General features: G+C 44.8%; 10 protein-coding genes and 1 pseudogene. 8 read left to right on the forward strand and 3 right to left on the reverse strand.

The annotated features are described in order from the left end of the window. Positions 1–31: 31 nt before the first annotated feature. Positions 32–1,384, reverse strand: a complete 1,353-nt coding sequence (locus tag V144x_RS25075) for a carbon-nitrogen hydrolase family protein (RefSeq protein WP_144989407.1) — start codon at positions 1,382–1,384, stop codon at positions 32–34. Positions 1,385–1,670: 286 nt separating this feature from the next. Here V144x_RS25075 and V144x_RS25080 point away from each other — a divergent pair, with 286 nt between their 5' ends. Beyond that, on the forward strand, positions 1,671–1,856 hold the full coding sequence (locus V144x_RS25080) for a hypothetical protein (RefSeq protein WP_144989409.1): 186 nt from the start codon (positions 1,671–1,673) through the stop codon (positions 1,854–1,856). A gap of 989 nt (positions 1,857–2,845) precedes the next feature. Beyond that, positions 2,846–5,656: a beta strand repeat-containing protein gene (locus V144x_RS25085; RefSeq protein WP_197998631.1), complete on the forward strand. Its 2,811-nt coding sequence runs from the start codon at positions 2,846–2,848 to the stop codon at positions 5,654–5,656. Between the two features lie 16 nt (positions 5,657–5,672). Here the strand turns inward: V144x_RS25085 and glnA are convergent, their stop codons facing one another. Next, positions 5,673–7,085, reverse strand: coding sequence for a type I glutamate--ammonia ligase (glnA, locus tag V144x_RS25090; protein WP_144991143.1), 1,413 nt, complete (start codon positions 7,083–7,085; stop codon positions 5,673–5,675). A 526-nt stretch (positions 7,086–7,611) separates the two neighbouring features. Here glnA and V144x_RS25095 point away from each other — a divergent pair. Further along, complete coding sequence (locus V144x_RS25095; RefSeq protein WP_197998632.1) at positions 7,612–8,583, forward strand: DUF1559 domain-containing protein; 972 nt, start codon at positions 7,612–7,614, stop codon at positions 8,581–8,583. 118 nt (positions 8,584–8,701) lie between these two features. Then, complete coding sequence (locus V144x_RS25100; RefSeq protein WP_144989415.1) at positions 8,702–9,178, forward strand: hypothetical protein; 477 nt, start codon at positions 8,702–8,704, stop codon at positions 9,176–9,178. Positions 9,179–9,252: 74 nt separating this feature from the next. Here the strand turns inward: V144x_RS25100 and V144x_RS25105 are convergent, their stop codons facing one another. Continuing rightward, complete coding sequence (locus V144x_RS25105; protein ID WP_144989417.1) at positions 9,253–9,687, reverse strand: hypothetical protein; 435 nt, start codon at positions 9,685–9,687, stop codon at positions 9,253–9,255. Between the two features lie 337 nt (positions 9,688–10,024). Here V144x_RS25105 and V144x_RS29080 point away from each other — a divergent pair. The 4 genes and pseudogenes from V144x_RS29080 to V144x_RS25120 all read left to right on the forward strand — a co-directional run. Next, a pseudogene (locus V144x_RS29080) lies at positions 10,025–10,315 on the forward strand (STM4011 family radical SAM protein); the annotation flags it as partial. 501 nt (positions 10,316–10,816) lie between these two features. After that, positions 10,817–11,734 carry a DUF1559 domain-containing protein gene (locus tag V144x_RS25110; protein WP_144991145.1) on the forward strand — a complete coding sequence of 306 codons (918 nt, stop codon included), beginning with the start codon at positions 10,817–10,819 and terminating at the stop codon, positions 11,732–11,734. A gap of 101 nt (positions 11,735–11,835) precedes the next feature. Further along, positions 11,836–12,255, forward strand: coding sequence for a hypothetical protein (locus V144x_RS25115; RefSeq protein WP_144989419.1), 420 nt, complete (start codon positions 11,836–11,838; stop codon positions 12,253–12,255). A gap of 319 nt (positions 12,256–12,574) precedes the next feature. After that, complete coding sequence (locus V144x_RS25120) at positions 12,575–14,248, forward strand: alkaline phosphatase (protein ID WP_144989422.1); 1,674 nt, start codon at positions 12,575–12,577, stop codon at positions 14,246–14,248. Positions 14,249–14,255 lie beyond the last annotated feature (7 nt).

The raw sequence follows: 14,255 nt of genomic DNA on the forward strand, positions 1-14,255 counted from the left end.
GAGTACCTTAACGGATGAGCTAGTGATTCCGTTAAGGTTTCGGAGCTACTTGAGGGCGATGCCGTTCAATTTGGGAACGAAAATCACCCAGACTCTGCCAATAGAGGGGATGGTTCAAGTCGACCTCGGTGATGGCAATCGTTCCCCACTCCTTAGCTTGGGCCAGTGGTTTGCCATCATGTCCGTAAATGGCGGAAATCATCCAGTTGGAAGATGTGTCTGTGTAAGTGCTGCTGATCACGTAAACGTGATTCTCACAGGCGCGTGCGGCACCGAGCATCGGATTACAGCCCCAGACAGGCCAGGCTATCACTTCGGCTCCGTTTTTACTCAATTCGCGCGCCACTTCGGGAAAGAATCCATCGTAGCAAACCATCATACCAACTTTTCCGAAACGGGTTTGAAACACCGGATATTCGCTTCCGGGTGTGACTCCTTTTTCAATCTCACCTCGCGGTAGTGTGACTTTTCGATACTTACCAACGATTTTCCCATCGGGACCAATCAACACAGCCACATTATAAACCAGATGCTTTGCCCGTTCGTAAAGCCCGACGACGATGTAAAGGTCATGTTTTTTGGCAAGCTCACCAAAATAGTCTGTGGATGGTCCGGGAATCGGTTCTGCACACTCAGCGTAAGGCAGCTTTGTACCATAGACCGTTATGGATTCAGGAAGCACCACCAAATCTGCTTTCTTCTGTGCCGCATGTTCAATCAACTTCGCAAACTGTGCCGGTTTATCAGTGGGCTTGTTCCCTGCCTGGGGCCGATGATGTATTGTTGCGAGCCGTACTTTGCGTGGCTTAATTTCATTTGCCTGTTTGAAGTTGATATCACTCCACTGGATTTGTGAATGTGGTGGGCCCCAGCGAAAATGTAACTCGATTTGCACCTGAGCCGCTTCTGAAGGAGCACGATAAATTCCAGCCACTTTTGTCCAGCCATCCGTTGATTCCTGATCACTGGGAAATTCCGGTTCTGCCTGAGGACGCTCGCCAGGTCGATAGGAAGCATAGGATTTCTCATCACGCTTCACACGTCTTCCGTTCTTGTCGAGCCATCGCAGGCGAGCCGCACCGGCTCGACGTACCAGATCAATGCCATCTGTTTTGCGAAACGCTGTGAATTCATAAGTCTTTCCCCCCTGAACAGGAAACGACTTCTGAATGTGTCCCATCAGACCTTCACGGCCATCGGCCTGAATGATAAAGGCGCCTTTCCTTTTCAGCCCCGCCTTTGCATCCCAGGAAACTTGTGGACGCAATTCCTCGCGAGGCGTCATCGCCTGCCATCCCTCGTGCAATGCCGGTTCGCCTGCGTGCCCGACATAAGGAAAAAGCAAGATCGTCACAAAGAATAAAATGCCTGGTGACTGTTTCATGAAAGTGTCTCCGAAAGCTGATCATGGATATTGAGGATGGATCGCCCTCTCAGGCGGGAGCATGACTGTGGACCTGAATTGTAACACAGCAGATCGCAGAAGACATCAGAAATCAGATTTTTGTGGTAGAATTGCTATTTACTGGTATGAACAGCCTGGAGTACCTCCGGTCTCAGGTTGAAATAAAAATTCGCTATGGAAATCGTAATTCCAGTAAGTACAATCTCTGAAAATTGAGAACCGTTCCAAAACGTCCACTTCAATTAATGCAAAGGAAAAGATTGACATGAGTGAAAATGTAGCAGTTACGCTGGAGCTAAAACAAAGCCAGATTGATTATCTCGACCAGATGGTACAGAAACACAGTCTCCCCGATCGCTCTAAAGTGCTTCGCTGTTTGATCAATTTTGCCATCGATGAATCACAAAATGAAGAGTCGATCTATTCCAAAACGCGTTGTAATCACTGCTGACGGAAATCATTAATGAATACTAACGGGAGTCAGACTGCAATCACAGAACATGAATCGTATATACGGCAGTACGTTGCGCTGATATAGATTACACTGCTCCCGAAAAATACACTCTGAGGTAGCATTAGCTTCCTTGAGGGAAACCTCATTGGCTATAGCCTGGAAGACTCACCTGAGTTAAGCAGGGCCACAACACCCCATCCTGAACGACCCTCTTTTCCACTTCTCATTTTTCAGTTCTTCGATTGAGGCGGTATCTGTTAAAATGAAGTCTGAAGATTGATTTTCCATCAAATTTATTGCAGCGGTAATAGAATCCATTCAATCAAGCTGATGTTGCCAGTTTATACTCATCAACTAAATCTTTGTATGAGCCTAATATCAAACGAAGAAGACTGAAGTGGTCAAGTCGAAAGAAAATAGGAATTTGTCGTCAACAACAAGTGAGAGCGTGCTGATACAATCTGTTGTTTCACTGACGTCACCTGAGAGACAGCCGATACGAATCGATAACAGGAGGACTTATGAGCATGGTCTGTTCAAATTGTTTTCAAACCAGTGGGTTTCATAGTGAAAAATTCAAGTTGTGAAGAGACCTTCAGTATGTAAAACCATTCTCACGCGCGCGACGCAATTCGCGCAATTTAGTCAATGACATCAGCAAGTCAAGATACAAATCATGCAGTACCGTTTAGGACTTTAACTCAATTTCAAAATTCCTGAAAATGTCAATTTGATTTTTCAGTTAACCTGTTTTGAGACTGCTAGATATTGATTTAGTAAATTAGAAATAGAGGACGTTTTTCTCATGTGTTCTGAGGAAAAATGAAGGCGGAAAACAAACGACATTCTACACCTAGAATTCCTAACCGGACCAACCCTGACCAGTGTCAAGATAGTTAATCGTTTCCTAACTAAAATGGATCTAGTAACTGGATCAAACCTGACGACAGAAGTAGGGGCTCTACACACAAACTGGAATGGATTCCATGAAACAATACTGTCTGGCTGTCATCATCGTTCTGGGTGCAAATTCTTTACTTTTCGCGCAGACTATCGATCAGATACCTGAATTCGATAATGAAAATTATAGTGGCGATGTCTCGGAGCTGTTCGGCGATTCCGCCTGGTTTGGACGCTACCATCCCCATTTCGGTTACAGCTATGAAGCGGGGGATACAATAGGTCGTGTTGGAGGACTTTCCTCCTTCGAAGGATTCCTTCCCTTGTTTGAGGGATATGATAGCGACTGGCTTGCCTTCCTCGATGCCCGGTTACTGCTTGATGATGAGAATCATAATCTGGGTTCCAATATCGGGATTGGTGCCCGACAATATTTACCCGAGTATCAGCGAACCATTGGCGGCTACATTTATTATGACACCCGTGACACAGGCTATGCCAACTTTGGCCAGGTTTCAGGGGGTATCGAAACACTTGGCGATCTTTGGGATGCACGACTCAACTGGTACATCCCCACCGGAACAAGACGTAAATTGTTAAGAACCACTCATGACCCTACTGGCACGTACACATTTATCGGCCATCATCTCTTCGGCGGAACATTTACCAGATTCTACCAAGCCGCGATGACGGGAGTTGATATGGAAGCTGGTCGGAAAATTTATTCCGGCCCCAATACCGACGTCCGCGCTTTTGCTGGCTGGTATCATTTTCAGGCCAATGGAACTCCTCAAGCCTGGGGCTGGAAGTCGCGTGTTGAAGGTCGCATATCAGATGTCGTCGCCTTGAATCTCAGTATTCAAAATGATCGTGTGTTCGACACAACAGTTAACTTCGCTGTATCTTTTCAGTGGCCTAGTATCACAGGCTTGAGAAATGGACCACGATCCAACCTGCCGGCTCGTGATCGACTGGGAGAAGCTCCCGAACGCCTCCGTAATATCGTGGTCACCAACCAGGAAATCCAGGATCCCAATGGTGGTTTGCTTATTGATCCTTCAACGGGACTGCCTTACTTCTTCATGCATGTCGAAACAGGAGGCAGTGGTGATGGAACATTTGAGGATCCATTTGGAACTTTGGCAGCCGCCTTTGCAGACACAAGGACACAACAGGGGAATGTTGTCGTGTACGACCATCGGAATGCCGCGGAAGCGGGTAACTTTACACTTGCAACGAATACTCAAGTGCTCTCATCCGGGCCAGCACAATTCATTACCACTCAAGTGGGACAGGTACAGCTGCCTGATTCGAATACCGGCCTGACTCCACAGATTACCGGTAGCTTCACGCTGAATAACCGCAGTGTGCTTTCCGGATTTGATATCACAACAACGGGTGCCGGTTCTTCGATTATCGCAAATGGAGTGGGTAACCTGATGGTCTCTAACAATACCATTAATCATACCGGAGCTGGTACGGCAATCAGCTTGTCAAATTTAACCGGCCCCGCTACGTTCAACCAAACACCTCTCACCAAATCGGGTGGTCTGGGTGTGCTGATTTCCGGGGGTAATGGGGATGTGACCTTTACCAATAGTTCGATTACAAATACCAACGGCGATGGTATCGATATCCAGAACGCAGGCGGAACGATACAGTTCGGACAGGTCACCACAACCAATGGCACAACGTCTGTCAACGTTAACAACGGCACGGCAAATATTACAGTTGACAACTTAAGCAGCACAAATGCGGGCGCTGACTCAGTCCTGATTAACAATCTGACGGGTAGCTTTACACTTAATGGTGGAACTCTCACGAATAGTGGAGCAACCGGCGTTACTGCTACCAATTCACAAAATATTACCATTCAAAACACGACTATTGACACCCCCACGACTGAAGGTATCTTCGCACAAAATGTCACGAACTTTAACTTTTCATCCAATACCATAGACGATGCAAGCATTGATGGAATTGCAGTACTGAATGGTTCTGGAAACGGCACCATCAGTGGAAACACGATCCGAAGTATTCTGACTGCATTTGATGATGCGATTGATGTGGAAATTGGCGGTGATGCAACCGTCGACATTGATAATAACATCATTACCAGTGTGCTTGCTTTAGCTGGTACTGGAATCGAAGTATCCACCACCGCGGGTAATGTGACAACACGGATTAGAGGCAACCAGATTACCAGTATCCTGAATGCGTTTGGAGACGGGATTAATTACACAGGTAATTCAACCGGTACTATGACAACTACCATTACGGGTAACACAATCCAGAATACCGCAGGCGTATTCGGAGATGGTATTAGTGTGATTTACAATGCAGGATCAGCCACAACAACGATCTCTCAAAATACGATCGACTCGGATGATCTGGTGAATCTCTTTGGTACGGGTATTTATCTTGGTCTGAACACGACAGGCACAACAGACACTACTATTAACCAAAACACAATTTCGGATGATGTCCTGGCAGCGCTGTTTGATGATGGTATCTCGTTGGACATTGATCGTGGTACAGACCACGACGTCTTCGTCACCAATAACTTGATCGCACAAACGGGTGGTCTTTTTAATGACAGTATCGAGGTACTCCTGGATAGTGGCACGGCAAGTGCGGCCCGCATTCAGGTCAATAGTAACATACTCTTTGGAGCTGGTGGAGGTGGTACCGGACTCGATGTGTTTGTCGGCTCGCCTCATCTGCTTTGTGTAGAGGCGACAGGAAATACGACCAACACGTCTCTCGATTTCTTTGCTGCCGTGGGTGGTACCATCAATGTGGAAGACCTGCCGAATCTCTCCACGAACAACAATGGTGCGACAGTCAATACGGCTGGTGGAGGCACGATTCAGAACATTGCCGATTGCTTCCCATAAACCATATATAAAACGTTTAGATATCGTAATACATGGCAAATTCGTAAGGATGCGGGCGCTCGCGAAGGGCAGCCACTTCCTGACTGGACTTGTACCAGATCCATGTATCGATCACATCTTCTGTAAAGACATCACCCACAAGCAGAAACTGATGATCATCGCGTAACGCTTGAAGTGCCTGTTCCAGTGATTCAGGTACAGCGGGTAACTCTGCCAGTTCATCAGGTTTCAGGTCATAGATATCTTTTTCCAGAGGGTGACCGGGATCGATCTTGTTTTGAATGCCGTCCAGCATCGCCATCAACACAGCTGACATTGCTAAGTAAGGATTCGAAGAAGAATCGGGGCAGCGGAATTCAAAACGTTTGTTTTCAGGATGAGGACTGTGCACGGGAATCCGAATCGCCGCTGATCGATTTCGATAGCTGTACGTCAAATTGATGGGTGCTTCATAGCCGGCAATCAAACGTTTGTAGCTATTGGTCGTGGGACAACAAAATGCAAATAGAGCAGGCGCGTGTTTGAGAATCCCCCCCATCGCATACATTCCCATCTCGCTGAGACCTCCATAGCGGGAACCCGCAAACAGCGGTTTACCCTCCTTCCAAAGCGACATATGCAAATGCAAGCCGGAACCATTATCGTTCCAGAGTGGCTTTGGCATAAAGGTCGCTGTTTTACCATGTTTGGCAGCCACGTTCTTAACAATGTATTTGTAGCGCAACAGGTTGTCAGCGGTCTTTAACAACGGTGCATATTTCATATCGATTTCACACTGGCCGCCCGTTGCTACTTCATGATGCTGCGCTTCGACTTCGACGCCACAATCCATTAACGCCAGCATCATCTCAGTACGTGCTTCCTGTAAGGTGTCAGCCGGTGGAACGGGGAAATAACCTTCCTTATGCCGGATTTTGTAACCCGCGTTTGGGGTGCTGCCTGCTTTTCCTCGGTTCCACTGGCCTTCAATACTGTCCACATGGTAATAGCATTCGTGCTCATTTTGGTCGAATTGCACGTCATCAAATATAAAGAACTCTGCTTCGGGCCCGAAATTGGCTACATCAGCGATTTTAGTGGACCGCATATAGCTTTCTGCTTTGCGGGCAACATTGCGCGGATCTTTGGCATAGTCCTCGCGAGTGATCGGATCCTGAATGTTACAGGTCATCACGAGAGTGTTTGTCATAAAGGGATCAACAAACGCCGTTTCAGGTTGAGGAACGACTAACATATCACTTTCGTTAATCGCCTTCCAGCCGCGCATTGAAGAGCCATCAAAGCCGAAGCCATCTTCGAAACTCTTCTCTACCAATATCTTAGCAGGAATAGTGAAATGTTTTTGGGTGCCAGGAAAATCCATAAATCGAAGGTCTATGGCCTGAATTTCCCGTTCACGGCAGAGGGCGAGCACTTCCCGAGGAGTCATTGTTGTTCCCTGATTTGAGTTTGTCATTCATCAATTATTCTAAGGTAAAACAGAATATCTTAATAATGCAAACCATATACCATTCCCAAAATTTGCTCAAAAAACAGGCAGAGTTACTCATAGATTTAAGTTACTTCACCCATTAATAAGGCGATAGCTGTAATCATCGCCTCTCTCAGTAAGATCCAACTCAAAAGTAGAATTTTATTAACAAAGCATACGAATTTACAAAATTATTTATTGTTGTTTGCGCTAATTGACAGAAGCCTCTGAACAACTATAGACTTAGGATTAATATTTTTGTATATTAATGAACCAATGTATTAATATATTAAATATTATGTTGCCTTAAACATGTCATAAATGAATTCGCAGCATGACACAAGAGAATTCAACGTCTTCCGCTGAAATCAGCAATCAAACTGAGTTAATCGAAGCTGGATCGAAGCTGGTATATCATCATCCAGGATGAAAGTTTTTATCTCTAATGTTGTTTTCTTATTCTTTCTTTTTCAAAGGGAAAAACATGAAACTGACTCATTCAAAGAAACGCGCTTTTACACTGATTGAGTTGCTGGTCGTGATCGCCATCATAGCCATTTTGATCGCCTTACTGTTGCCAGCAGTTCAACAGGCACGAGAAGCTGCCAGGAGATCAACTTGCAAAAACAACCTTAAGCAAATCGGCCTGGCACATCATAATTATCATGATGTCTTCAAATGCTTTCCTCTCGGTGCACGTCGGGACCATGCAGGAGGCTGGGGACAATCTTGGTGGGTCGGAATTCTGCCATATATGGATCAGGCTGCTCTATTCAACCAACTGAATCATGAAGTTAATCACTCCGGCTACGTTGGAAATGGAGCGGTTGCGGACAAGGTAATCATTCCATTGATGCTCTGTCCATCCAGTCCCATGAAAGCGATTACTCATAACACGGGGGGAGGATCGACTGTCAGGCCACACTATGTGGGGATTTCAGGAGCCACTAACGGAAACGGCTTCACGAATGCATCAATCCATAATCAATACGCTTACACAGGGTGTTGTACTTCAGTCACCCCCGGAGGAATTAAAGCCCGTGGTGGTGTCATGCTCCAGAATCTATGTATCAAAATCAAAGATATTTCAGATGGAACTACTAATATCATAGTTGTAAGTGAATGTTCAAACTATTTTCGAGACGCAGCTGACAATCCAGTTCAGGTTAACAGCAATCACGGTTGGATGATGGGTACAGCTGATGCTGGCGAAACAGGTCAAAACCGTACATTCAATCTCACAACCATTCGGTATCCACCTAATACTGTAGATAACAGTTTACCGGGCACCGGAACAAACGATGGCCCCAACAATGGGATCTACTCTCCACATACGGGAGGAGTTCATGCTTTATTGGGAGATGGTTCAGTCCGGTTTCTCAGTGAAAATATAGATATGCAAACTTTACGGCGTTTAGCAACGCGCGATGATGGAAAGCCACTCGGCGAATTCTGATCTCAACCCTGTAGGCGGGCAATCCTGTCCGCCTACAATTCTCTTCGAGGCACAATGTCTCATCTGTTTAAATTTCTTTTTCAGACCTCTTTGAATCACATCGAAAACAAGGGAAGAAATGCACGAATTATTCATTAGGGATCAACGAAGGCACGTTACTATAATCGTAAGCTCGCTCATTTTTGCGATCTTGAGTTTTGCTGGCTGCACCGGTGGAAGCAGGTTACCCGAGGGAGACACAGGCACTGTAAAAGGAAAAGTTACTTCCAATGGAAAGTCTGTACCCGATGGTACCTCTATTGTCTTTCTCCACAAAGACAAGGGAATTACTGCATCGAGTGCCATTGCCGCTGATGGAACATATTCACTCCGTATGAGACGTGGTGATGCGATCTTAGTAGGTGACTATCAAATTGGTGTTACGCCGCCAACAACTGAAATGACTGCTGCCGAGGCCGATGCAGCAATCACAGGAGAAGCCCCCGCTGCAAAAGAGTGGCCCGAAATTCCTAAGAAATACCAGAACCCCGAAACGAGCGAAGTGACTTTCACTATCAAGGCTGGCGAGAACACTTTCGACCTGGACATGAAATAGCCAAAGCTATATCGATAATGAATCGTCAATATGGGAACAGGCTAAATAAAAAACTATCTCCAACGATAGTAGCATCATGGAAAACTTACTCTTAGGTTCTCGCTACAAAGAATTGATCGTACTTCAAACTGGTATGTGTCCAACCCTTGATGCAGTATACCTGGCAAAAGATCGCCAAACGCATTGAGTTCGAGAATGGCCTGCTGACGAAATCCGGGGGTCAACAATACATCAACGCCAATATGAAAGTTTCCCGGATAGAGACTGGCAGCCTGCTCGCAGGTTTTACGAACTTCCTCCCACCCTGATGTACCAAGCGCATTAATGAGCTGTTTCCCATCACCACGACGATTCCCCAAATGAAGATTACTGAGAGGCCTACGGCTTTCTCTGACAACAAAGTGACGCACCTGACCATCAATCACGATCACTCGCAAATCAAATGTTGTCCCATGTTTCAGTGAAGCTTTAGGCAGCCACTTCTCGAGATGAATCTGCTCAAGACACAATTCGTCGATGAGGATCTTGAATCAGTTGAGTGTAGGAAACAATGTCTGCCTGTGATTGTCCAAAATCCTGTAAAGCCTTTTGAAAAAATTGAATCCGCTGATTTCCAGGGTTCCCGATGATAACAAAATGATTGGGAGAAACATGTGGTAATAGATCAGCCATAAGACTACTTTAAAGATCATTCAGAAACGGCACAGTATCAACTTTCTTCACCACCATACGTACCCGGCTCCTGTTTATCATCAATATCAACTTCGATCTCTAAATTCTCAAGCTGCTCACACATTGCTTTGTTAATATAGTGAGGATGAAGATCCAATTTTTTCAAGTGGCTCAATCGACCCTTTATTTCAACTTAATACTCAATACCATTCGAGTTTGGGGTGTAGCTGCCGTTGTGGTTCTAGCGTTATCTCAGTTGATGGTGAGGGCACCATATATCGATGTCATTTTATCAAGGAGCCGATCGGAAATATCTATTGGTCCGATTTTGAATTGAAATTACGAGACCTTCCTTGCACGAATGAAACCTGTGGCTGCCACATCGGTTACGTGCATATGGATGAGTTGAGTCTTTATCCTGTATTTAAGGGGGGTATTCTGGAACGTATTCTACAGGAATACTAGTACGATACCGAACCAAGCTTAGAACCAAAAGCTGATGAAACCCGGCAAATACCATTCTGCAAAGACAATTGCTTCATAACAAATACTTTGCTGATGTTTGAGGAAGTGAAGCCTAATAACAACCAGTATAGGCTTTTAGTACTTTGTATCTAGAAGTTTATCTTTGATTCTTTAAACGCCACTCAAAAGCTGTACTTAATTAACAAAGTATACATAATCACAAAGCATGCGGTTTACTAATGGAACTGATTGACAGAATAGATCTTCAATTGTAGACTCGAAATTAATACCTATGTATATTAATGAACCAATGTATTAATAACACGTTCTCTAACTACTTCATACTCGAATTCGGAGAACACCACAAGTGAACTCAAAGCCCTTCATTTTAAGCTTTTAGCTCCAAATTCTGCCTGTAAATCAAGCAATTTTACATTTCTAAATGAAATTTTTGTCACTTCTATTCTTTATTCTATTTTTTGAAGGAGAAACAACGTGCAAATGAATCATTCACCAAGGCGCGCTTTTACGCTGATTGAGTTGCTGGTCGTCATAGCCATAATTGCGATCCTCATAGCACTGCTACTCCCGGCCGTACAACAAGCGCGTGAGGCAGCCAGAAGAAGTACATGTAAAAATAACATGAAGCAGATTGGTTTGGGGCTTCATAACTATCATGAAACACACAGTGTGTTTCCCATGAGCTACAAGCATACTCTCGATGGTGGCTATAACAACACGCAACGAGGAATGAGCTGGATAGCGTACCTTTTACCCTTTGTTGATCAGGCGAATGTGTACAACAGAATTAATCATGGATTACCTCTCTCTGATCCTAACAACACCGAAGTTTCAAGAACGGTTTTAAAAGTGTTTTTGTGCCCTACTGATACTGGTGTGGAAAGTGGAATTTTACCCGGACGTTCCAATGTAGGAGATGAAAGGGCTGTTACCAGTTATAAAGCTGTGTCAGGAAACAACTGGGCCTGGGGTGGGTTTGTGCATTCTGACCCTACAGGGCGCAATGCTGGAAATACCAATGGACTCGATTGGGGTAACGGTTTTATGTGCCGGAATGGTAGTTCCAAAGTCAACATCACAAGAGTACGTGATGTCACCGATGGAATGAGTGGCACTTTTTTCGTAGGAGAAGCCCTTCCCAGAGAATGTTCTCACAACTGGTGGTGGTGGTTCAATGCCTCCACGGCAAACTGTGCTGTCCCTTTAAATCACTATATTAATAATACTTTTACAGCGGGAGACTGGGGACGAAATTATTCATTCGCCAGTCGCCATGAAGGGGGAGCACACTTTTTAATGGGAGATGGAGCTGTCCGTTTCATAAGTGAAAACATTGATACCGGGACTTATCGCGCCCTGGCTTCTATTCAAAGTGGTGAAACAATTGGAGATTTTTAGCTTTCCATATTCCTAAGGTTTGATATTAATTCCGATTCAATGCAATTTAATGCAACCTGTTTAGATCAATTTAACAGGTTGCATTTTTTAAAGGGGCTGAAATGCAAAATCACGTCTTATTTCTTTTCTCTGCGATCATTTTATTAGGTACCAGTTGTAATGGAGCACCAGATGATACTCCCAAAACAGTCGAAGTCACCGGAATTATCACTATGAAAGATAAGCCTGTATCGGGAGCTTCTGTCGTGTTTATGCCTGAATCAGGTCCTTCTGCTATTGGCATAACAGATGCATCAGGATCCTATGCACTCAAAACGGGAAAAGCAATCGGAGCAACTCCTGGTCAACATGTGGTCACAATTACTTCTGGTGGAGAAACTCCCATGCCTGGAACAGAAGAAGCGAAAAGCGATAAAACGAAACCCGAGGTTCCTGTCGATTATGGAGACCCAAAGAAGTCTGGACTCACCGCCAATGTAAAAGCCAGTGGAAATAATAAGTTCGATTTCAAATTGAATTAAAGCTACACTTGAGGTTTTGAGATGCGAGTCATTGCTGATTGAAATTAGCTTTCAATCAGTACTTTCAATCCGTCTAGATACATCGATTATTGGTATGGCGCTGCAACTCTTCGAGTCAACTCAGTTGGATTGAACTCTTCTCGACCGATTGGATCTGCCTTCAAGTTACTGGTTTTGAAGCCCCACCTTAATCTTCAAATCTTAACGCAGGCTTCATGTCTGGGCTATTTACAAAGCCCGACCAACTTAGGCTATAATAGTATTCTACTTTCTTCTATCCCTCCCGTTTTTACTTCTCACTATATTTACAGAGGATTAAATGAAGCTCGCTGTTTCTTCCAGCCTGTCAGGGCTGATCTTATTGGCATTTGTTACATCGAGTGCAGCAGAAGACTCGGACAAGGATCATATCAGGCAAATCCAGACGTCTGCGATTCAAAACAAGAAAAGTCCCGTCGCGCATTGGGGCTTTGAACCTGAAAACTACACACAATGGTCCAACCATTCATTACGCCTGATTCCAGTTTATACTTTTGGTACAAGAGGAAATGTCAAAGGACTCAATCTAAGTTCCTATACCGGGCAGAATAGCCCTTATCGTAATGAAAAATCGTTAGCACAAATCTATGGTTTCCTGCCAACAAATACCGTGAATCCAAAGGCAGACTATCTGGATCAGACAAATCTCTATGAAATGCAATTAGCGGCTCTCAAAGCTGGTAAGAAGAACATCATCCTCTTCATCTTTGACGGGATGGACTGGCAGACCACAAAAGCGGCTGCCCTTTTTTATTCGGGTGAAGACAACTATCACTGTGGGCGTGGTACCGGTTTTCACTTTCAAGACTATCCTGCAGCAGGTACATCACAATTTGGTTATATGGTCACAGCCCCCCATAATGCCAATACGGATGTTGACGTGGATCAGCAAACAGTTTTGAATCCGGGAGGAAAAAACAGGGGTGGTTACAATGCAGCTAAAGGAGGCCCTACTCCCTGGACGCCCGGTAATGACAAAAAGTATCTGATTGGAAATTTGAAAAACAATTACGGCGAACACGCTTATCCAGACTCTGCTAATACCGCCATGTCGATGACAACCGGCCTGAAATCATATAACAACGCCATAAACGTCGACCCCACTGGTGCTCGCGTTCCAACAATTGCCCACATGGCTCAGCAAAAAGGATACTCTGTCGGCATTGTTACGAGTGTCCCTATCACTCATGCGACTCCAGCAGCCGCCTATGCCCATAATGTCAGTCGCAATGACTATCAGGATCTGGCCAGAGACTTAGTTGGTCTGCCTTCTATTTCGCACCCTGATCATCCTCTGCCTGGAATGGATGTTGTTCTGGGAGGTGGTTTTGGCACCATTGCAAAAACTTCTGATGAGAAAGCGCAAGGAAAGAATTTTGAGCCTGGTTGGAAATACATTACCGAAGAAACATTGAAAAAATCCGATATCGAAAATGGGGGACAGTATACAGTCGCCGTACGTACTTCTGATAAAAAAGGAAGTTGTGGACTGAAAGAAGCGACAAAATACGCCATCCAAAATAAGACACGACTGTTGGGCGTGTACGGGGTAGGTCAATACTCGGCCCACTTACCCTACCAGACAGCAAATGGGAATTTTCAACCTGCTCCAGGAAAGCAGAAAGCCGAAGTTTATTCTGAATCTGATCTGAAAGAAAATCCCAATTTGGCAGAGATGACTGAATCAGCACTCCAGGTTTTGAGTCAAAATAAAAAAGGGTTTTGGTTAATGGTCGAAGCTGGCGACGTTGACTGGGCAAATCACGATAATAATCTTGATAACGCAATTGGAGCCGTCAAGAGTGGTGATGCTGCATTCAAAGTGATCACTGAATGGGTAGAAAAAAATAGTAACTGGGACGAGTCTGTTGTTATTCTCACTGCAGATCACGGCCACTATTTACATATCGACCAACCCCAGGCATTAATACCGCCAAAAGAAACAACAAAGTAATCCTAGT

This window comes from Gimesia aquarii (assembly GCF_007748195.1).
In the GTDB taxonomy this organism is placed as follows: Bacteria; Planctomycetota; Planctomycetia; order Planctomycetales; family Planctomycetaceae; genus Gimesia; species Gimesia aquarii.

Coding starts and splice junctions, on each gene's coding strand:
- V144x_RS25085 (WP_197998631.1), top strand. CDS start 2,846: ATGAAACAATACTGTCTGGCTGTCATCATCGTTCTGGGTGCAAATTCT.
- V144x_RS25080 (WP_144989409.1), top strand. CDS start 1,671: ATGAGTGAAAATGTAGCAGTTACGCTGGAGCTAAAACAAAGCCAGATT.
- V144x_RS25110 (WP_144991145.1), top strand. CDS start 10,817: ATGAATCATTCACCAAGGCGCGCTTTTACGCTGATTGAGTTGCTGGTC.
- V144x_RS25100 (WP_144989415.1), top strand. CDS start 8,702: ATGCACGAATTATTCATTAGGGATCAACGAAGGCACGTTACTATAATC.
- V144x_RS25095 (WP_197998632.1), top strand. CDS start 7,612: ATGAAACTGACTCATTCAAAGAAACGCGCTTTTACACTGATTGAGTTG.
- glnA (WP_144991143.1), bottom strand. CDS start 7,085: ATGACTCCTCGGGAAGTGCTCGCCCTCTGCCGTGAACGGGAAATTCAG.
- V144x_RS25075 (WP_144989407.1), bottom strand. CDS start 1,384: ATGAAACAGTCACCAGGCATTTTATTCTTTGTGACGATCTTGCTTTTT.
- V144x_RS25120 (WP_144989422.1), top strand. CDS start 12,575: ATGAAGCTCGCTGTTTCTTCCAGCCTGTCAGGGCTGATCTTATTGGCA.
- V144x_RS25115 (WP_144989419.1), top strand. CDS start 11,836: ATGCAAAATCACGTCTTATTTCTTTTCTCTGCGATCATTTTATTAGGT.